General features: G+C 62.4%; 17 protein-coding genes. 3 read left to right on the top strand and 14 right to left on the bottom strand.

Annotated elements, in window-relative coordinates:
- Positions 1–179 precede the first annotated feature (179 nt).
- The gene (locus QOM08_RS15175; protein WP_047225722.1) at positions 180–1,205 is read right to left on the bottom strand and encodes a DMT family transporter; all 1,026 of its coding nucleotides are present in this window, start codon (positions 1,203–1,205) and stop codon (positions 180–182) included.
- Here QOM08_RS15175 and QOM08_RS15170 point away from each other — a divergent pair.
- On the top strand, positions 1,200–1,763 hold the full coding sequence (locus QOM08_RS15170) for a helix-turn-helix domain-containing protein (protein ID WP_047225723.1): 564 nt from the start codon (positions 1,200–1,202) through the stop codon (positions 1,761–1,763). The genes QOM08_RS15175 and QOM08_RS15170 overlap by 6 nt on opposite strands.
- A 15-nt stretch (positions 1,764–1,778) precedes the next feature.
- A complete protein-coding gene (locus tag QOM08_RS15165; protein WP_316911785.1) occupies positions 1,779–3,218 on the top strand; it encodes an FAD/NAD(P)-binding protein in 1,440 nt (479 codons plus the stop codon).
- 157 nt (positions 3,219–3,375) lie between these two features.
- On the opposite strand, the gene QOM08_RS15160 is transcribed toward QOM08_RS15165, so the two are convergent.
- From QOM08_RS15160 to QOM08_RS15150, 3 genes are all read right to left on the bottom strand, one after another.
- Entirely contained in the window at positions 3,376–4,488 is a 1,113-nt protein-coding gene (locus QOM08_RS15160; protein WP_188250792.1) for a Gfo/Idh/MocA family protein, read from the bottom strand.
- A gap of 216 nt (positions 4,489–4,704) precedes the next feature.
- Positions 4,705–5,472, bottom strand: a complete 768-nt coding sequence (locus QOM08_RS15155) for an SDR family oxidoreductase (RefSeq protein WP_047225726.1) — start codon at positions 5,470–5,472, stop codon at positions 4,705–4,707.
- 24 nt (positions 5,473–5,496) lie between these two features.
- Positions 5,497–6,564 (bottom strand): phosphotransferase family protein, encoded by a 1,068-nt coding sequence (locus QOM08_RS15150; protein WP_076384387.1) that lies wholly within the window; start codon positions 6,562–6,564, stop codon positions 5,497–5,499.
- A gap of 180 nt (positions 6,565–6,744) precedes the next feature.
- Here QOM08_RS15150 and QOM08_RS15145 point away from each other — a divergent pair, with 180 nt between their 5' ends.
- Positions 6,745–7,140, top strand: a complete 396-nt coding sequence (locus tag QOM08_RS15145; protein WP_047225728.1) for a DUF4280 domain-containing protein — start codon at positions 6,745–6,747, stop codon at positions 7,138–7,140.
- Positions 7,141–7,284: 144 nt separating this feature from the next.
- Here QOM08_RS15145 and QOM08_RS15140 read toward each other — a convergent pair whose 3' ends face one another.
- The 10 genes from QOM08_RS15140 to tssB all read right to left on the bottom strand — a co-directional run bounded on the left by QOM08_RS15140 (position 7,285) and on the right by tssB (position 18,907).
- Positions 7,285–7,827, bottom strand: coding sequence for a toxin-antitoxin system YwqK family antitoxin (locus tag QOM08_RS15140; protein WP_188250793.1), 543 nt, complete (start codon positions 7,825–7,827; stop codon positions 7,285–7,287).
- Between the two features lie 13 nt (positions 7,828–7,840).
- Positions 7,841–9,850 (bottom strand): type VI secretion system tip protein TssI/VgrG, encoded by a 2,010-nt coding sequence (gene tssI, locus QOM08_RS15135; RefSeq protein WP_188250794.1) that lies wholly within the window; start codon positions 9,848–9,850, stop codon positions 7,841–7,843.
- An 18-nt stretch (positions 9,851–9,868) separates the two neighbouring features.
- Positions 9,869–10,312: a hypothetical protein gene (locus tag QOM08_RS15130; protein ID WP_047225731.1), complete on the bottom strand. Its 444-nt coding sequence runs from the start codon at positions 10,310–10,312 to the stop codon at positions 9,869–9,871.
- A 55-nt stretch (positions 10,313–10,367) separates the two neighbouring features.
- On the bottom strand, positions 10,368–12,911 hold the full coding sequence (gene tssH, locus QOM08_RS15125; RefSeq protein WP_316911784.1) for a type VI secretion system ATPase TssH: 2,544 nt from the start codon (positions 12,909–12,911) through the stop codon (positions 10,368–10,370).
- Between the two features lies 1 nt (position 12,912).
- Positions 12,913–13,938, bottom strand: a complete 1,026-nt coding sequence (gene tssG / locus QOM08_RS15120; RefSeq protein ID WP_188250795.1) for a type VI secretion system baseplate subunit TssG — start codon at positions 13,936–13,938, stop codon at positions 12,913–12,915.
- Complete coding sequence (gene tssF, locus QOM08_RS15115; protein WP_281459162.1) at positions 13,902–15,692, bottom strand: type VI secretion system baseplate subunit TssF; 1,791 nt, start codon at positions 15,690–15,692, stop codon at positions 13,902–13,904. The genes tssG and tssF overlap by 37 nt, the downstream gene beginning before the upstream one ends.
- A complete protein-coding gene (tssE, locus tag QOM08_RS15110) occupies positions 15,676–16,119 on the bottom strand; it encodes a type VI secretion system baseplate subunit TssE (RefSeq protein ID WP_316911783.1) in 444 nt (147 codons plus the stop codon). Before tssE ends, tssF begins: the two co-directional genes overlap by 17 nt.
- Positions 16,120–16,132: 13 nt before the next feature.
- Positions 16,133–16,630 (bottom strand): Hcp family type VI secretion system effector, encoded by a 498-nt coding sequence (locus QOM08_RS15105; RefSeq protein ID WP_047225736.1) that lies wholly within the window; start codon positions 16,628–16,630, stop codon positions 16,133–16,135.
- 207 nt (positions 16,631–16,837) lie between these two features.
- On the bottom strand, positions 16,838–18,319 hold the full coding sequence (gene tssC / locus QOM08_RS15100; RefSeq protein WP_047225737.1) for a type VI secretion system contractile sheath large subunit: 1,482 nt from the start codon (positions 18,317–18,319) through the stop codon (positions 16,838–16,840).
- A 30-nt stretch (positions 18,320–18,349) separates the two neighbouring features.
- Complete coding sequence (gene tssB / locus QOM08_RS15095; RefSeq protein WP_047225738.1) at positions 18,350–18,907, bottom strand: type VI secretion system contractile sheath small subunit; 558 nt, start codon at positions 18,905–18,907, stop codon at positions 18,350–18,352.
- Position 18,908: the final 1 nt, after the last annotated feature.

Here is an 18,908-nt window from a genome sequence, read left to right as displayed (position 1 = left end):
GCTTCTATTCGGCGGGAGTTTGTCAGGGATCATACGTGGCGAGCGTCCGATCACCAACCGCCAGCCTGTCGCAGAATCCTACAAGGCCGGTGGAGTTTTCCTATTTTGCGTGGGGTAGGAGCCGCCGAAGACGGCGATCTTCCTAGAGACAAAACTTCTCGAAAGGTTTTTCGATTGCCTCAGCGTTCGCGCTCGAGCACCTCATCCGCCTCGTTGACAATTTTGCCGCGGGTTTTCAGTTCACTGACGATCACCGCCGCCACGATCAACACCGCACCTACCAGCGCAATCGCCGGCAACCGCTCGCCGGCCAGGCGCCCGGCGATACCGGCCCACACTGGCTCACCGGCATAGATCAGCGTGGCGCGGGTGGGCGAGACGCTTTTCTGCGCCCAGTTCATCGCCACCTGGATCGCCGCGCTGGCCGCCCCCAGGCCCACGGCGCTGATCAGCAATAGCCAGGAAAAGTCCGGAATTCTTTCCTGGGTGGGCACGACCATCAAAAATGCCAGCACCGCCGTGCTTGCCAGTTGCACCACGGTTACCCGGCGCACATCGACCTGGCCGGCGTAGGCACTGATCAGGATGATTTCGGCGGCAATGGCGATGGCGCTGATCAGCGTGGCGATTTCACCGGGGCTGAAATTCAACGATGCCCCGGCCGGGCCCGACACCAGCATCAAGCCGGTGAAGGCCAGCATGATGCCCAGGCTCGGCATCAAGCCGGGCCGACGGCCCAGCACCAGCCACTGCAACAGCGGCACGAACGGCACGTAAAGTGCGGTGATGAACGCCGATTGGCTGCTGGGAATGGTCTGCAGGCCGACGGTCTGCAAGCCATAGCCGAGCATGATCGCCACGCCGATGAAGCTCCCAGCCTTGAGTTCGAACAGGGTCAGGTCCCGCAGATGCCGCCACGAAAACAGCGCGACAAAGGCAGCAGCGGCGGCAAACCGCAGGCCCACGAAAAACATCGGCCCGCTGACCGTCATGGCGTGTTGCACCAGCAAGAAAGTCCCGCCCCAGATCATGGTGATCAGCACCAGCACGCATTCGGCCTTGCTGAACCTTGAGAAACGGGAGGAAGCTTGAGGGGAGTTCACCGATGCCATGACCTTGCGCGCCACTTGAGGCGGACGCACAATGCGCCCGAAGAAGGTGGGCAGTATAATGCGCAACCCCAGCAGATGAGCAATATAGTGCACAAAGAAAACGGCCAGCGGGCATCCGTCCTGCAACACGTCAGCCAGAACGTCCGCCGCCTGCGGCACGCCGCGCAGCTCAGTCAGACAACCCTGGCCGAACTGTCAGGGGTCAGCCGGCGCATGTTGGTGGCCATCGAGGCCGGCGAAAAGAACGTCAGCCTGACCACCCTTGACCGTGTCGCCGAAGCCCTCGACGTGGCCTTTAGCGACTTGATTCAGGCCCCCGATGCCCGCGACCCGAGTCGCATCAACGAACTGGCCTGGGCCGGTACCATCCCCGGCAGCAAAGCCGTGCTGCTGGCCAAGGCCACCGCCAGTCGCGAAGTCGAACTTTGGGAATGGCGCCTGGAGCCCGGTGAGCATTACCCATCCGAACCTGATGCCGATGGCTGGAGCGAGCAGCTCTATGTGTTCGAAGGCTGCCTGACCCTGACGCTGGGCAGCGCAGAGCACCAGATAGGCGCCGGTGAGTTTTTCATGTTTGCCAGCAACCAGCCCCATGCCTATCGCAATGAGGGTCCGGTGGCGACAAGATTCGTACGCAACGTGGTGATTTGATTCCTGGAGAGCGACATGCATACAGCGCTGGATCGACCTGGCAGCAGCATCACCCGCGAGGCCGATGTCCTGATCATCGGCGGTGGTCTGAGCGGAGCCATGCTGGCGGCGCAGCTACTGCGCCTGCCTGGCCGGCGCAACGTGCTGATCGTCGAGCCGCGCAGCGAGTTGGGCCGGGGCGAGGCCTACAGCGCCGTGGAGCTGGGCCACACCTTGAACGGCAACGCCGCGCGGATGAGCGTCGATCCAGACAACGCCGATGACTTGACTCAATGGCTCGCCGAATTCATCGAAGCCGGTGGTTGGCCCGAGTCGGATCAACAGCATGTGCCGGTCAGCGAGCTGTTCCCGCCCCGGGGAATCTTTGGTTTATATGTGCAGCAGCGCCTGGCGGAAGCCCGGGCGCTGGGGGCCCGTAATGGCTCTGTGGCGGAGCATGTGCGCGGGGAGGCCGTGGATCTGCAGGTCGCCGGTGATGCCGTGCTGCTTACGCTTGACGATGGCCAGACGTTGCGCGGACGTTTCGCGGTGCTCGCCACCGGCATGTTCCCGGCGGCGCGGACCCCGCAGACCGAATCCAGCGGCTTGAATGCCGCCGCGCTGGACCCTTGGGATGTAGCGGCGATGCGTCGGCTCGATCCGCAATCCATGGTGTTGATCATTGGCTCAGGGCTGACGATGGTGGATGCCGTGGTGTCCCTCGAGCAGGCCGGGCATCGCGGACCTATCGAAGTGTTTTCCCGCCATGGCCTGCTGCCCCATGTGCGTCGACAACCGCCTGAGTGGGTGGACTTTCTCGCCGCCGATCACAGCCTCCGCTCGCCACGCCAATTAATGCGCGCTCTGCGTGAGCAATGCCGTCAGGCCCAGGCCGAAGGCATCGACTGGCAGGCCCCTCTGGACACGGTGCGTGCGCACATCGGGCGCTTGTGGAGCCAGGCCAGCGATGTGCAGCGCCGGCAATTCGTGCGGCATGTACGACCCTGGTGGGAGAGCCATCATCATCGTTCGCCGCCTTTGAGCGCTGAGCTGGTGGCGCGGTTGCACGAGGAAGGGCGGTTGCGGATCCAGGCAGCGTCGTTCAAGGGGCTGGCGCCGTCTGCCGAGGGAGCGGTGAACATCCGCATTCGCCGAAGGGGCGAGGTAGACCTGACGGTGGTGCAGGGGGCTGCGCTGATCAACTCCAGTGGCATTGAATACGATTGGCGACGGGTTGCACGACCGTTGCCCCAACAACTGCTGGCTCGCGGATTGGTCCAGCCCGGCCCGCTGGCCCTGGGCATCGCCGCCCGTCCCGATGGCGCGGTGCTGGATGCCCAGGGCGAGCCTGCCAGTCGTCTGTTCGCCATGGGGCCACCGTTGCGCGGGATGTGGTGGGAAAGCACCGCCGTGACCGATGTGGCGAGCCAGGCCAAGGCGCTGGCGGCACGGTTGGTTCAGTTGCAATCAACCTGAACATTGTCCCCCGTGGCGAGGGGATTTATCCCCGCTGGGGTGCGAAGCGCCCCTAAAGCTGACGCCTCGGTGTATCAGGCAGATTTTTTGGGGCCGCTGCGCGACCCAGCGGGGATAAATCCCCTCGCCACAAAGGGCGGCACAAATCGGCAGTGTGTCAGCCAGTCACGGTCACCCAGCGCTGTTCCCTCGCCGCCAGGCGAATCGCCGCCGCCAGCCGCTCCACTTCCCAGGCTTCTGCAAAATCGGTCCCGTCGCCGCCTTGGCCGGCGAGGGCCATGATCAGTTCCTGGACTTCCAGGGTCTTCAATTCGTTGTACCCCAACTGATGCCCGGCCGCTGGGCTGAACGCGGCATAGCCCGGCAGATCCGGGCCGGCCAGCAGACATTGGAAGCCCCCTTGGCCGACGCGGCACAGGCGCAGTTCATTCAGCCGTTCCTGATCGAACACCAGGGTGCCGAGCGTACCGCTGATCTCGAAGCTCAAGTGGTTTTTGTAGCCGTGCTTGAGCCAACTGCTGCTGACCGTGCCTCGGGCGCCGCTGGTGAAGCGCAGCAGGGCGTGGACTTGGTCATCCACGGCGATGGTGCGCTGCTCAGTGTTGCCGGCACTGGCGGGGCGTTGGCTGTGTACGGTCTGGCTGTCGGCACACACGGCCTCGACATCGCCCAATAAATGACGGGCCATGGCCAGCAAGTGACTGCCCAGGTCCGCCAATGCGCCGCCAGCGTGGGCGGCTTCGCAGCGCCATGACCATGGTGAGGTCGGATCGGCCATGAAGTCTTCGCTGAACTCGCCCTGGAAACTGATGATCTGCCCCAGTTCCCCGCGCCGGATCATGTCACGCGCCCGTTGAATGACTGGATTGTGCTGGTAGTTGTAGCCGACCCGCGTGACCACGCCGGCCGCCTTGGCTGCCCGTTGCATCTGGTCGGCCTGTTCCAGGGACACGGCCAGGGGCTTTTCACAATAAACCGGCTTGCCCGCTGCCAGCGCAGCCATGGCCATCGGGAAGTGCAAATGGTTGGGCGTGGTGATGGCGATCAGGCCGACCTTCGGGTCGTCGATCAGTTGTTGCCAGTCGCTGTGGGCCGTCTCGAACCCCCAGCTCTGGGCGCACTGCCGGGCACGCTGGGGATCGGCATCGGCCAGCGCCGCCAGTTTCAGGTTCAGGGGGAGGTCGAATACCGCTTTGGCATTGTGAAACGCCAAGGCATGGGCACGGCCCATGAAGCCAGTGCCAATCAGACCGATGCCGAGTTCGCGCATGAGAAAGAGCCCTTTGAGTTTTTATTTTCAGAAGGGCTCTTTATGGAATAAATATTCGCGCATTGCAAATGTTGGAATAAATATTCTTTTGTTGGCGCTCACTGCACCAACCCCCTGTGGGAGCGAGCCTGCTCGCGATGACGTTGGATCAGCCAGCATTGATGTCACTGTTCCACCGCTATCGCGAGCAGGCTCGCTCCCACAGGGGAAACATCATCAGGAGAGGAAACCCCCATCCACATTCAACGCCACACCCGTGGTATAGCTGGACGCATCACTGGCCAGGTACAGCACCGCGCCGGCCATCTCGCTTGGATCGGCCACGCGCTTGAGCGGGATCTGCGCCAGGGCGGTTTTCAGAATCGCGTCGTTCTTGACCAGTGCCGAGGCGAACTTGGTGTCGGTCAGGCCCGGCAGCAAGGCATTGCAGCGGATGCCGAATTGCGCGCATTCCTTGGCGAACACCTTGGTCATGTTGATGACCGCGGCCTTGGTCACCGAGTAGATGCCCTGGAAGATCCCCGGCGAGATGCCATTGATCGACGCCACGTTGATGATGCTGCCGCCACCGTTTTCGCGCATCAGCTTGCCGGCTTCGACCGACATGAAGAAATAGCCGCGAATGTTCACGTCGACGGTTTTCTGGAATGCCCCCAGGTCAGTGTCCAGCACGTTGCAGAACTGCGGGTTGGTGGCGGCGTTGTTCACCAGGATGTCCAGGCGCCCGAACTGCTCGCGGATACCGGCAAATACCTGGCTGATCTGTTCCATTTCACCGATGTGGCAGGCGATGGCGGTCGCTTTGCCGCCAGCGGCGATGATGGCATCGGCCACGTGCTGGCAACCCTCGAGTTTGCGGCTCGAGACGATCACATGGGCGCCTTGCTGGGCCAGCAGTTTGGCGATGGCCTCGCCGATGCCGCGGCTGGCGCCGGAAACGAAAGCGATTTTACCGTCGAGGTCGAACAACTGAGTCTTGGACATGCTGTTTCCTTGTTATAGATGCGCTCAGAGCGTGGATTTGCTGATGACCTGCAGGCTCATCTGCTCCAGCAGTTTGTTCATCTGAACGAACTGCGCGAAGCGTTTGTCCTGGGTCTGGCCATGGAAGAAGCGGTAGTAGATCTGTTGGACGATGCCGGCCAGACGGAACAGGCCGTAGGTGTAATAGAAGTCGAAATTGTCGATGCGGATCCCGGAGCGTTCGGCGTAGTAATCGACGAACTCGCGACGGGTCAGCATGCCCGGTGCATGACTGGGCTGGCGGCGCATCAGTTGTACCGGGGCCGGATCGCCGGCTTCGATCCAGTAGGCGAGGCTGTTGCCCAGGTCCATCAGCGGGTCGCCAATGGTGGTCAGTTCCCAGTCCAGCACGCCGATGATCTGCATCGGGTTTTCTGGGTCGAGGATCACGTTGTCGAAGCGGTAGTCGTTGTGCACGATGCTGGAGGTGGGGTGGTCGGCAGGCATCTTCTCGTTGAGCCAAGCCTTGACCGCCTCCCATTTCGGCGCGTCCGGGGTCAGGGCTTTTTCGTAACGGTCGCTCCAGCCACGGATCTGCCGGGCCACGTAGCCTTCGGGCTTGCCCAGGTCGGCCAGGCCGCAGGCCTTGTAGTCAACCTGATGCAGTTCGACGAGGCGGTCGATGAAGCTCTTGCACAGGGCTTCGGTACGGGCAGCGTCAAAACCCAGTTCCGGCGGCAGGTCGGAGCGCAGGATGATGCCCTTGACCCGCTCCATCACGTAGAACTCGGCGCCCATCACCGACTCGTCGGTGCAGTGCACGTAGGCTTTCGGGCAATAGGGGAAACCTTCGCGCAACTGATTGAGGATGCGGAACTCACGGCCCATGTCGTGGGCGGACTTGGCTTTATGGCCGAACGGCGGGCGCCGCAGGACGAATTCCTGTTCAGGGTATTCCAGCAGGTAAGTCAGGTTCGAAGCGCCACCGGGAAACTGGCTGATCTGCGGCGTACCGGTCAGGCCTGGAATGTGGGCCTTGAGGTACGGGTCGATCAGACTGGCATCGAGTTCTTCACCGTCGCGGACACGGGTGGACTGATCAGTAAACGCCATGCTTATCCCTTCTGCTTATTTTGGAGGCCATCGATCATTGGCTAATCTAATGGCAGGTGAGAGGCGTCACAAGCACGCCAGGGTCTTATAGGTTAGCGTGTTGCAGGATAATCAGCGGGCCTGATGCCGGGTGGATGAGCTATGGTTTCAGCGTCTGTCGCTTTTCAGGGAGCCATCGCGATGGGATGCCCGCAAGTCTGTGGCACCGCAACCTTGCAATGCAGTTTCGGCGCCGCCCCGGCGGTGCTCAATGTGCTGCCGGTCAATCGGTTGCTGACCGGCGGGATGCCGGCGGCGAATATCATGGATCACATTCCTCTGGTGAACATCACCACCTTCGGCATGTGTCAAAGCCTGGCTAACCCGACCGTCGCCGCTGCGACTGCCGCGGCATTGGGCGTGCTGACACCCATGCCGTGCATTCCTGCCACCGCTACGCCCTGGATCCCCGGCGGCCCACCGACCTTGCTGCTGGGCAACATGCCGGCCATCGATGCCAACAGCACCCTGATGTGTACCTGGGCTGGGGTGATCAAGATCGTCGTGCCGGGGCAGGTGCAGATGCTCATTCCCTGATTGGTGCGGACCTACAGGTAGGGATGATTTCCTGTGGGAGCGAGCTTGCGCGCGATAGCGGCGGTTCAGTTGGTGGAGATGTTGGCTGTACCACCGTCATCGCGAGCAGGCTCGCTCCCACATGGGTAAGGGGAAAGATAATAATTATGCTTGCGCCGGATCACTCCAGCGCCTGAACCACCAGCGCACCCTGGAAATCGGCTTGCCCTCGGCGTCCAGTGGTCGGCCGTCTTCGGCATAAGCGTGTGCCGGTTCCAGCAGTTGGCCGTTGAGGTAGCGGGCGTCGACGGCGGGGTTGCCATTGGGGTGCATGCGTCGATAACGACCGTCACGCACACCGTCACGATAGAACTCGGACTCGGCCAGTTGCCCATCGGGGAAATAGTTGTTCGCTTCACCGTGCAGCAACCCCCGCCGATAAGTGGCCTGGCGCTGCAGCCCGCCTTCGGCGGCATAGAAGCTTGCCACGCCCTGCAGTTTGCCTTTGACGAAGGGCAACACCGCGGAGACTTTGCCGTTGGGGTGATACAGCGTGCTGGTGCCTTGCAGCTCACCTTGCTGATAGTTGAGTTTCGCTTGCGGGCGCTGGGCCTCCTCAATCTGCAGCGGGCCGTCGAGGTGGCCGTCGACCAGTTGCCCGCTCAGGTGACTGTCGCCACGCTCCACGTCGAGTTTTTTCGAGGTCATTGGCACGCTCCCGTCAGTTGACCTTCACCAGGCCGCCCTTGATGGTCAGCATGCCGCCGCCGTCCACGGTCTGTTCGGCGGCGGCCTTGTTCACCAGGCTGATGCCGGCGTCGTTGGTCAGGGTGGTGCCGGCCTTGTTTTCCAATGACGTACCGGCCTGGTTGCTCAGGGCGGTTCCAGCCTTTTGGCTGATGGACGTGCTGGCCTGCGCCGCCAGGTCGGCACCGCTCTTGATCGCGAAACTGCCGCCGCTTTGCAGGGTCAGGGTGCCACTGACCTTGATGGTCAGGTTGCCGTCCACCGTCAGTTCATAGTTACCGGTGACCTTGTGCGCGTAGTTGCCCCCGGTGCTGTGGTTCTGGTCCGAACCCACGGTCACGGTGCGAGTGTCCTTCACATCGAGGCTGTCGCTGCCGGTCTGGATGGTCACGCTGCGTTTGCCCTTTTCCAGGGTGACGGTTTCGTCGCCTTCCTTGACCGTGCGAGTGCGCGCGTTCTGCACCGTGAGGGTTTCATCGTGACCGACCGTGGCGGTGGTGTCGTTGAGCACGTTGATGTTGAAGTCTTTCTGGGCCTGGAGAAAAACCTCCTCGGCGTCCTTCTTGTCCTCGAAGCGCAATTCGTTGAAACCGCCGCCGCCCTTGGACGAGTTGGTCTTGATCCCGGACTGGGTCTGGTTGGCCGGCAGCGCGTAGGGCAGGGCGTTGTCGCCGTTGTAGACACAACCGGTCACCAGCGGCCGGTCGGGGTCGCCGTCGATGAAGGTGACGATGACCTCCTGGCCGATGCGCGGCACGAACTGCATGCCAAACCCCTTGCCGCTCCAGGGCAAAACCACACGAACCCAGCAGGATGAACTCTCGTCGTTCTTGCCGGTGCGGTCCCAAGGGAACTGCAACTTGATCCGCCCGTATTCGTCGGTCCAGATTTCTTCGCCGGCCTTGCCCACCACCAGTGCCGTCTGGGTGTGCATGCGGGGTTTTTGCGTGGTGCGGGGCGGTCGATAAGTCGTGGCCTTGGGAATCGCCTCGAAGCGGTTTCGGTAGCTATCGTGGTTGGCTTCGTGGCTGACCGAGGTCACCACCCAATCGATATTCAGCGTCGAGTCTTCATGGCCGGCGAGGGTGAACCAATACCCCGGCACCAGCCAACGGCAGTCGCTTTCGCCGACAAACCGCTTCTCCTGACTGCGCAGGCCATCCACCCGTTGTTTGGTCAACGCATCGCCCTGGCCCTTGGCGTCATAGCCGCCCGGATGCTCGTATATCGAACTCGGCCCGGCGACGGCTTCGGCCTGGCTGAAGAGCGAAGTCGTTGGGGTGGTGAATTGGTAATCGGTCGCCTGGTACACCCCGGCCACCGCTTGCAGGCACACCTGGCCTGAGCGGATGCCATGCAGTTCCCGATCACCTATTTTCTGCCCGAGATAATTCACCGTCGGGCCATTGGGGATCGGCAAGAACGCATCATTGTTGTCAGCCAGCACCAGCGTGTGCGTGCCTTGCTCGTGGCTGAAAAACCAGAAAATCCCGTCTTCTTCCATCAAGCGCGAAACAAAGGCCAGATCGGTTTCGCCGTATTGCACGCAGTATTCGCGTGGTGTGTAGCTGCCGGTGAGTTTGAGCTGGAAATCGGTGAAACCATGGGCCTTGAAAATCGTGGTGACGATGTCCGAGGTGGCGAGGTTCTGAAACACCCGATTGTTGCTCGCCAGGGTCAGCCACCAAAGCCACGGGCGCAATAAAAGTTGATAGCGTTCGGCGGTGGCGTCGGCGGGGAGCTGGCGGATTTCCGCGACCAGACAGTCCAGCGGGCGCAACAAGGCGTCCTTGTGCAGGGTCATGGTGACATGGCTGGCGACAGCGCTGGTGAGGGTCAGCGAAGGGCCGTCGTTGATGCCGTTGAGGATGTGCGAGCCCAACGCATTGAGGCTCTCTTCGCCGGACAGCGATTCCGGATACAGCGCCGACAGCGTGGCCGCGGTGAGGGAGAGGGTGGTGTTGCTGTCGGTGGAGCGGGGCATTGATTGTCCTCAGCGCCTTTAAATATCGTCAGGAAATCCTTCGACCGGGCCTGCCCATAAACACGACTCAACCGGGAAAGGAACATTGTCCAGTTGATTGGTATTGACCCCAATGCGTTGAGCGCAAATTTTGTCAGGCTCGCCAACTTTTTTAATCTTGATGAATCCGCTATTTACGTAATCATCCACTTTCTTCATCTGTTTTGGTTTTATCCATGCGAGGTTGAAATACAAAACATAGACTTCTGACAGTTTGCTAATGCCGAGTTTTTCTTTTTTCTCTCGTATTTCAGACGGTGGTATGGTCGTTAAATAGAAACCTTCTTCATGCTGCTTTTTGAACCAGGCCCACTTTTGAGGTTGATTCATCGTGCATTTCCACTCCCGGACGGCGGGGGTGCCGATTTGATTATCAGTGATGGATTTGGCCGCTGACTGGGTGGTGTAGTGATAGAACTTCATAAGGGCTCCGGTCCAACTCAGAAAGTCTTAACAGGCGATGAACCACGACGGTTTGTCACTCCAACACCCACTCCGCCAACTTCCCCGTCACCTGCGTCATCAACACATTCTCCACATCCCTTGCTCCTGCCGCGCTGCACTTGGCCAACACGGCCTTGACGATCCCTGCGTCGAACTCGAACTGCTTGCCGGTCGCGGCCTTATACCGCCCACGCAGTTTCTCCAGCTTGGCCAGGACAATGGCTTCCAGCGTCGCCTCCTCCAGCGGCCGATACGCCACCACCGTCATGCGCGCCAGGAATGCGGGGCGAAACGCTTGCAGCAAGACTTTATGCAAGGCTTCGTTGAAGGCGTCGCTGCCCAGTTGCGCGGCTGGCGTGTCCAGGAGCAGTTCGGCGCCGACGTTGCTGGTGGCGAGCATCACCGTGTTCTTGAAGTCCACCACCAGGCCGGTGCCGTCTTCCATCAGGCCTTTGTCGAAGACGTTGTAGAAGGCCTCGAGCACATCCGGGTGGGCCTTTTCGATTTCATCCAGCAACACCACCGAGTAGGGTTTGCGCCGCACCGCTTCGGTGAGCACACCGCCGCTGCCGTAGCCGACATAGCCGGGCGGGGCGCCTTTGAGTTGGCTGACGGTGTGGGCTTCCTGGTATTCCGAAAGGTTGATGCTGATCAGGTTGCGTTCGCCGCCATACAAGGCATCGGCCAGGGCGTAGGCGGTTTCGGTCTTGCCCACGCCGGTGGGGCCCACCAGCAGGAATACGCCGACCGGCTTCTGCGGATCGGTCAGGCCGGCGCGGTAGGCTTGCAGGCGCTGAGCGATGGTGTTCAACGCGGTGTCCTGGCCCATAACCCGCAGGCCCATGCGCTGACCGAGGGTGCGCACGGCGTGGGCTTCGTCGGCGAGCATCTTGCCTACCGGGATGCCGGTCCAGCCGGCGATCACGGCGGCGACGGTCTTGCTGTCCACCTGTTCGGGTACCAGCGGATCGTCCTGGCGAATGGCATCCAGGCCGGCCTCCAGACGCAGCAGTTCGGCAGCCAGGTGGTCGATGCGGTTATCGATCTCGGTGTCGGGCTTTTCACCGTCGGCGCGCTCGCTCAAGGCCAGCAGCTCGCGGCGGGTGTCGAGCAGTTCGCGCACCGCTTCGCGCTCTTCACCCCAGCGGGTCTCCAGCTCGCGGATGGCCTGCACGTTGCCGCTCGACTCGGTTTCCAGCAGGGTGATGCGCTCGCGGTGATCCAGTCCGGTGGCCTGTTCACGGCGCAAGCGTTCGACTTCGTCCTTGAGGCTGTTCTGGCGATGGCGCAGGCTTTCCAGGGGCGGCGGCACATCGTGTTGGCCGAGGGCGACCCGCGCGCAGGCGGTGTCGAGCACGCTGATGGCTTTGTCCGGCAACTGTCGCCCGGAAATGTAGCGGTGGGACAGCTTCACCGCCTCCTGAATGGCCGCATCCAGCACGTGTACGCCGTGGTGTTGTTCCAGTTTGGTCGCTACGCCACGGAGCATTTCCACGGCGGTGAGTTCGTCCGGTTCTTCGACCTGCACCAGTTGGAAGCGGCGGGCGAGGGCCGGGTCTTTCTCGAAGTATTTTTTGTATTCCAGCCAGGTGGTGGCGGCCAGGGTGCGCAGTTCACCCCGGGCCAGGGCCGGTTTGAGCAGGTTGGCCGCATCGCTGCCACCTTCAGCGCCGCCGGCACCGATCAGGGTGTGGGCTTCGTCGATAAACAGAATGATCGGTTTTTCAGCGCTGCGTACAGCGTCAATCACGCCTTTGAGACGCTGTTCGAACTCGCCCTTGACGCCCGCGCCGGCCTGCAACAGGCCCAGATCCAGCACGCGCAACGTGACCTCCTGCAACGACGGTGGCACGTCGCCTGCAGCAATGCGCAGGGCCAGCCCTTCCACCACGGCGGTTTTGCCGACGCCCGGCGCGCCCACCAGGATCGGGTTGTTCTGCCGACGTCTGAGCAGGATATCGATGCACTGACGAATTTCACCGTCGCGTCTGACGATGGGATCGATGCGTCCGTCCCGAGCGTCGGCGGTCAGGTCCTGGGTGTATTGGTCGAGCACCGGGTCCTGTTTCGGTGGTGCCTCACCGGGTTTTACCGGGCGCACGCCGCCGACATGTTCCCGCGAGCTTTCGGTCCATTCCAACAGATGGGCGCGCAAGGCCTCCCGGGGAATGCGCAGCAGCGACGAGGCACTGTTGAGCAACAGGCTGCGACGCTCATCACGGTCCAGCAGTGCCAGCAACAACAAGCCGGAACGAATGCTGTCCAGGCCCAGCACGCTGGCCTGCACCACGGCGTCTTCCAGCAGGCCGATGGTTTGCGTCGACAGGGCCGGCGTGCGGGTACTGCCGGATTTGAACAGCTCCAGGGCCTTGTTGATTTCTGCCGCCACCGCGTCGCGCTCCAGGCCAAAGCGCGGCAACAGGCAGGCAAAGTCACCGCCTTCGATGTCCAGCAGTTCCAGCAGCAGGTGCTCGATTTCCACATAGTGATGGCTGCGTTGCAGGCAGCGTTGCGCGGCGCGTTCCAGGGCGCGACGGTTGTCCGGGTTGAGGCGTCCGATCAGGCTGGCCAGTTCCATTTCAGGCGATCTCCGGCTGACGAAGGCGAGTTTCGATCCGTTGTACGGCAAGGTTCGGCTGGCGTTGCAGGCCACCGTTCCAGCTCAATCGCGGCGGCGCCTGGCGAACCAGTTGCAGTGGCCCGGCGCCACGGATCAGCAGCACCAGACTGCAATCCAGATCGGGACCGAAGTACAAGGCGTAAAGGCTGGCGAGTAACGGATGGGTCTCGCCGGTGGGCAGCAATGCACTGGCCTGAACCGCGGTCAGCGGGCCGAGGGTCAGGCGCACGCCGGCATGTTCGTCCCAGACCCGAGTGCCGGCGACCGCGCTGTGGCCCAAGCGCAAGTTGCGCCCGCCGGGCTGCAAGCGGCTGCGGCTGGCGGGGGGAATTTCGCGCCAGCCACCTTTGTAGGCGGTCAGTTCCACCGGCAGCCCGAACTGTTCGCGCACGATGGCCGCAAACCCGGCCAGGGAGCGCCGGCCATCGGCGTACAGTGCGGTACACGCCAGCACGCCCGCATCGGGCGCGGCCTGGCGTTCTTGCAACGCCTTGGGCAGCAGGCCGGTCAATGCACGCAATTGCGCCTGCACGGCAGACGCCGCCGGTGCGGTAAAACCCAGGGCGATGCGGTGTTTGCGCATCACTTTGTAGAGCAGGCTGAGCAGACGATGCTGGAACAGGTCGAGAAACTCCGCCGGCGCATGATCGCGCGCCCGTGCCCGTTGTTGCAGCCATTCCTGATAGGCGTAGGGCAAGGGGCCGTCGGGGCCGCCGAGGCCAAAGATCGGCGTGGTCAGGATGGGTGCCGTGCCGGGCTCCTGCTTCAGGCTTTCGACTTCACTGGCGGCGAACAGCGGTGTCAGCGGTCCCCGCAGGCGCAGGGCTTCGGCGTGGGGCGCGGTGCCGCTGCCCAGGGTTTCGGCCTGGGGCTGTTCGCGCTCCAGCACCAGCAATGCCTGAAGCCATTCGAAACGATGCGGGTCGCGCCGCAAACGTTCGCTAAGGTTCAGAGCGTCAGGGGTTTGCCGGCTTGGGGTTGCCATGTTTTCACCTCCCTGTCCGACTGAACGAGTACGGTGCGCACGAAACGATTGGCGGTGGCATAGAGGGAAAAGAACTGCGCCAGCACCCCGGAGAACAGCACGGCACTGCTGCCGACGAAGTGTTGCGGGTCCAGTTGCAGGCTTACTTGCAACCCGTTGCGCCACCCGCGCCAGGCGTCTTCGCCGACATGGGCGATGACCCGGTCACAAGCCAGTTCCAGCACCCCGGCGATCTGCCGCCGGGCGCTGGCCTCGTCCCGCAGATTGTGCAATTCGAGAATTTCCCGCAGCGCGTCGAGAGCCTGGGGACCTTCCACCAGCGACAGGTGGTTGAGGGTCAATTGCGACACCAGTCTCCAGCGCGATTCGCCATCCAGGCGTGGCAGGCTCTGCGGGCTGGGCGGGTTGCGCAGGCGAGCCCAGGCCACCGGCCCGGGACGCTCAAAACCCAGCGCGGTGCCGGACGGCAGGCTCTGGGCCAGATGGCGGTTGGTGCACAGCAACTCGGCGGTGAGGCTGTAGTCCCGCGTGTCAGCCAGCGGGTCGAACTGAGTGTCCACCAGGCTGACCATCAAATCGGTGCCCAGGCGATTGGGGCTCATGCCGCTGACTCGCCGCGCATGCCAGTAATAGGCCTGGTCGTTGCCGTGCTGGCTGCCGTAATAGGCCGGTACTTTGCGCACCCCCTGGCTCGACGTTGCGCGCATGCCGCGGATGCTGTGGATCTCGACGCTGTTCTCTCGATGACTGTCGGCCACCAGGCGGTATTCGCTGCGGGTGCCGTCCGGGCGTAGCGGCTCGGACGTCCTGGGGAACAGGTTGATCACTGGCGCGCAGCCCAGGGCGATGTCGCTGGCCTGGAGCGGAAGGCGGCTGACGGGCGCGCGGTCGAACACGATGTACAGGTACAACGCTTGGCTGTCGCTGGACGCTCCGGCCAGTGGCAGGTCGAAAAAGCCGAATTTGTCGGGGAAGGCAAAGTATTCCGCCAGCAGGCGCATGCCGGGATGCACCCCGTCCTCGTCCGGCAGCAAGGCTTGATCACTGGCGAAACCGACGATCTCAGGCAGGCCGGTCAGGGGTTCCGGCACGCTGCCCGGTGGGCCGGCCAGGACCTTCACGGCATGGGCGCCGAGCAGGTCATACAGCCAGGCGTTGATCATTGGTGAGGCTGCCAGGTGCACCCGCAGAGAATCGATCCCCAGCGTCGACCATTGGCTTTCCCCCAGGCAACGCAGGTTCAGGCGCAAGGCGGAACGCGCCTGCACCACCCCCGTCAGCGCCTGAGCCTCATCGCTGCCCAGCAGCAACGCTTCACTGACTTCGACCGGCCACAGGCGCACGGCGGCCGTGGTGCGAAAATGAATGCTCTGCCCCTTGTCGGTGGTGACGAACAAGGGCGTGTCCCGGGGCAGGGGGTAGCCTTCATTGAGGTTGCCTTTGCTCGGGTCGGGCTCGAACTGCACGATGGCGCAGGACGGCAGAGGACGCAGGGCCAGAGGGTAAAGCTGTTCGAGCAAGGCATCGCTGAACTCGGCGTAGTCGTCGTCCAGTCTTCGCTGCAAGCGGGCGGCCAGCAGTGCGAAGCCCTCCAGCAGTCGCTCGACATGCGGGTCCGGGCATTCGCCGGGAGACAGCTCCAGACGCCTGGCGACCTTGGGGTAACGCTCGGCGAACAGGCTTCCGGCATGCCGCAGCCAGGTCAATTCACGCTGGTAGTAATCCAGCAGTTGCGGGTCAATCGAGTCGCTCATGTCGTACCTCAAGGCCGTCGCCGGCGGGCTCGATGACAAATGCCACAGGCCATGAGTGCTGATCACCGCGCAACTCGCCCAATAGCCGTATGTTCAGTTGCTGGGGATGACCCGGCACAGGGTTGACCTGGACCTCGCCCAATCGCAGGCGCGGTTCGAAGTGGTTGATGGCCTGACGGATCTCGCGAGTCAGTTGGCGACGGTCATCGCTGCGCTGCTGTTGTAGCGCCGTCCAGTCAGCGATGCCGTAATCCAGAATGCTCGGCGGCTCGGTCAGCGCCTTCGGGCCGCGTCGGGTGTTGAACAGGCGCAGCAGTTCGGCATGAACCGAGTCCTGCAGCGCCTGCCGGTCCAACGCCCGCTCAGGGTCTTGCGCCGGGCTGGCCAGGCGTTCGAACAGAGGAGGGCGAAGCCCGAAGCCAGCCATGGGCGCGGCTTCCTTACTTGGTCATCTTGTTGGCCGCCAGGTCCCACGTCGTGCCCGCCGTGCCTTCCTTGGTGCCGTCGTCTTTCTGCGCGGTGAGTTCCCATTTGATCTTGGTGAAGTTCAGCGACAGGGTTTCCACCGGTTTGCCGCCTGTACCGCCACTGACGCTGACGTTGGACAGCACGACGTTGGTCAGGGTGTAGACGATGAACGGCATGATCTGACCGCTGCCTTCGGCAGCGTTGCGACCGATGGTGATGATGGCTTCGGGGATCGGTTTACCGGCGCAGCAATATTCGTTGAGGGTGGGGGTAGAACTGTCGACGAATTTGGTCAGGGTGAATTCGCCGATGTGGGGCCTGCCGGACGTACGTTCCGAGTTGCTGACGTCATTGGTGACTTGCATCGCCACGTTGTGGCTGTAGGACATGACTTCGATTTTGTCCGTGAAGCCCTCGAGCAGGCTGTCGCCCTTGATGTCGCCGCCGAGGTCGAGAATGATCGCATCCATTGTGTGGAACTCCTGAATAAGACGAGATTGGGGGTGCCCAATACCGTTAAAAACGAACGCCGAACCTGTGGCGAGGGGATTTATCCCCGCTGGAGCGCGAAGCGGCCCTAAATCTGACCACCCTAAGTGAACCGCTTAGGGGGCTGCTGCGCAGCCCAGCGGGGATAAATCCCCTCGCCACAAGCTCCTCGCCAGAGGTTTCGGCCGTCAGGCCGCTACCGGCGGCGGCAGGGTCGCCACCAGGCGGATCGAAGCAGTCAGCTCCTCCAACTGAAAGTGCGGCCGCAGGAACACCGTGGCCTTGTAGGCCCCTGGCTTGCCCGCCACTTCCGTGACGTCCACCCGCGCTTCGCGCAACGGGTACTGCGCCTTGATCTCTTGCGGCGCGTTGTCGTTGATCAGCACGTAATCGGCGATCCAGTTATTGAGGTAGGTCTGCACGTTGTCGCGGGTCATGAAGCTGCCGACTTTGTCGCGCATGATGACCTTCAGGTAATGGGCGAAACGCGAGGCGGCGAGCACATACGGCAACATCGCCGAGATTCGCGCGTTGGCGTTGGCCTCGTTGGTGTTGTAGAGCTTAGCCTTGTTGGTGGTCTGGCCGCCGAAGAACACTGCCACGTCACTGTTTTTCTTGTGGCACAGTGAAATGAAGCCCAGGTCGTTGAGTTCTTTTTCGCGCCGGTCGGTGATCGCCACTTCGGTCGGGCATTTGAGTGACAGGTCCCCGGAGCTGGTGCGGAAGGTATGGGCCGGCAGGCCTGCTACCGCGCCACCGCCTTCGGCCCCGCGAATCGCTGCGCACCAGCCATATTTGGCGAAGGCTTCGGTGATGCGTTGCGACAGCGCCCAGGCGGCGTTGCCCCACAGGTATTTACTGTGGTCGGTGCCGTTGACGTCCTCGACGTAGTTGATGCCTTCCACCGGCAGTGTGTCCGGGCCGTAGGGCAGGCGCAGCAGAAAGTGCGGCAGCACCAGGGACACGTAGCGCGAATCTTCGCTTTCGCGGAACGAGCGCCACTTGATCAACTCCTGGCTTTCGAAAATCTTCGACAGGTCACGGGGCACGGCCAGCTCGGTGAAGCTGGTCATGTCGAACAACCGGGGGCTGGCGGCGGCAATGAACGGCGCGTGCGCGGCGGCGGCGACGTTCGACAGTTTTTCCAGCAGGCCGATATCCTGGGGGTGGCGTCCAAACGTGTAGTCGCCCACCAGCAGGCTGAACGGATGCCCGCCGAAGGTGCCGTATTCTTCCTCGTAGATCTTCTTGAACAGCGCGCTCTGGTCGAACTCGACGGCTTTTTCCAGATCGTTCTGCAGTTCTTTCTGGGTCACGTTGAGCAAGCGCAGTTTAAGCCGCGTGCTGGTTTCAGTGTTTTGCACCAGCAGATGCAGGCCGCGCCAGGAGGCTTCGAGTTTTTGCAGTTCGGGGTGGTGCAGCACTTCGTTGAGCTGGGCGCTGATCAACTGATCGATCTGGCTGATGCGGTCGTTGATCATGGCCACGGTGTCCTTGTCGATGGCCATGCCTTCGTCGAGGACCTGGGTGGCGAATTCGGCCAGCATGTCGCGGGCGTAGTCCTGCTGGCTGTCGTCGTGGGCCATGCGGCCTTCGGCGATGATCTTGTCCAGCAGGGACAGGGTCTGGGTCGTGCTCTCGCTGGTTTGAGCGCTGGATGAAGCAGGCATGGCTTTATCTCCCTTGAGTGATGAGCGCGATCAGGCCTGTGGTTCGGCCGGGGCTGGGTCATCGTTGGCGGCTTCGGTCGGCAGGTCTTGCGCATCCTGAGGGCGGGCTGACTTGATCTCTTGCAGGCCTTCGGTGTTGGCGATCACGTCGCGCAGCAGCTTGTCCAGGTCGTCGTTGCCATCAAGCTTGGTCAGCAGGTCCCGCAGACGCTGGCGGGCTTCGAACAGCCGGCGTAGGGGCGTGACCTGCTCCACAACCTTGACCGGGTCGAAGTCGTCGATGTGGCGGAAGTTGAGTTCGATGTTGAGCTTGCTGTCGTCACCGCTGAGGGTGTTATTCACCTGGAGCGTGGCGCGAGGGGAGATGGAGGCCAGTACCTCGTTGAAATTGTCGCGATCGATTTCGGTGAAGCGCCGCTCGTTGAGCTTGGGCAGCGGGTCCAGTGGTTTGCCCGAGAGGTCGGCCAGAATGCCGACCACCAGTGGCAATTCTTTCTTTTCGATGGCATTGCCGATTTCCACGTCATAGGTGATCTGGACGCGGGGAGGACGAACTCTGTCGAGCTTGTGCTGGGTACTTTCTGCCATG

Origin of the sequence: Pseudomonas sp. P105, from assembly GCF_032614175.1 — a bacterium.
Classification (GTDB): Bacteria; Pseudomonadota; Gammaproteobacteria; order Pseudomonadales; family Pseudomonadaceae; genus Aquipseudomonas; species Aquipseudomonas rhizophila.
This window is presented reverse-complemented; position numbering and strand designations above follow the sequence as displayed.

What these genes read in the sequence shown, in the direction of transcription:
- QOM08_RS15165 (WP_316911785.1), top strand. Translation starts at nt 1,779, where the DNA reads ATGCATACAGCGCTGGATCGACCTGGCAGCAGCATCACCCGCGAGGCC.
- QOM08_RS15160 (WP_188250792.1), bottom strand. Translation starts at nt 4,488, where the DNA reads ATGCGCGAACTCGGCATCGGTCTGATTGGCACTGGCTTCATGGGCCGT.
- QOM08_RS15155 (WP_047225726.1), bottom strand. Translation starts at nt 5,472, where the DNA reads ATGTCCAAGACTCAGTTGTTCGACCTCGACGGTAAAATCGCTTTCGTT.
- QOM08_RS15150 (WP_076384387.1), bottom strand. Translation starts at nt 6,564, where the DNA reads ATGGCGTTTACTGATCAGTCCACCCGTGTCCGCGACGGTGAAGAACTC.
- QOM08_RS15145 (WP_047225728.1), top strand. Translation starts at nt 6,745, where the DNA reads ATGGGATGCCCGCAAGTCTGTGGCACCGCAACCTTGCAATGCAGTTTC.
- QOM08_RS15140 (WP_188250793.1), bottom strand. Translation starts at nt 7,827, where the DNA reads ATGACCTCGAAAAAACTCGACGTGGAGCGTGGCGACAGTCACCTGAGC.
- tssI (WP_188250794.1), bottom strand. Translation starts at nt 9,850, where the DNA reads ATGCCCCGCTCCACCGACAGCAACACCACCCTCTCCCTCACCGCGGCC.
- QOM08_RS15130 (WP_047225731.1), bottom strand. Translation starts at nt 10,312, where the DNA reads ATGAAGTTCTATCACTACACCACCCAGTCAGCGGCCAAATCCATCACT.
- tssH (WP_316911784.1), bottom strand. Translation starts at nt 12,911, where the DNA reads ATGGAACTGGCCAGCCTGATCGGACGCCTCAACCCGGACAACCGTCGC.
- tssG (WP_188250795.1), bottom strand. Translation starts at nt 13,938, where the DNA reads ATGGCAACCCCAAGCCGGCAAACCCCTGACGCTCTGAACCTTAGCGAA.
- tssF (WP_281459162.1), bottom strand. Translation starts at nt 15,692, where the DNA reads ATGAGCGACTCGATTGACCCGCAACTGCTGGATTACTACCAGCGTGAA.
- tssE (WP_316911783.1), bottom strand. Translation starts at nt 16,119, where the DNA reads ATGGCTGGCTTCGGGCTTCGCCCTCCTCTGTTCGAACGCCTGGCCAGC.
- QOM08_RS15105 (WP_047225736.1), bottom strand. Translation starts at nt 16,630, where the DNA reads ATGGATGCGATCATTCTCGACCTCGGCGGCGACATCAAGGGCGACAGC.
- tssC (WP_047225737.1), bottom strand. Translation starts at nt 18,319, where the DNA reads ATGCCTGCTTCATCCAGCGCTCAAACCAGCGAGAGCACGACCCAGACC.
- tssB (WP_047225738.1), bottom strand. Translation starts at nt 18,907, where the DNA reads ATGGCAGAAAGTACCCAGCACAAGCTCGACAGAGTTCGTCCTCCCCGC.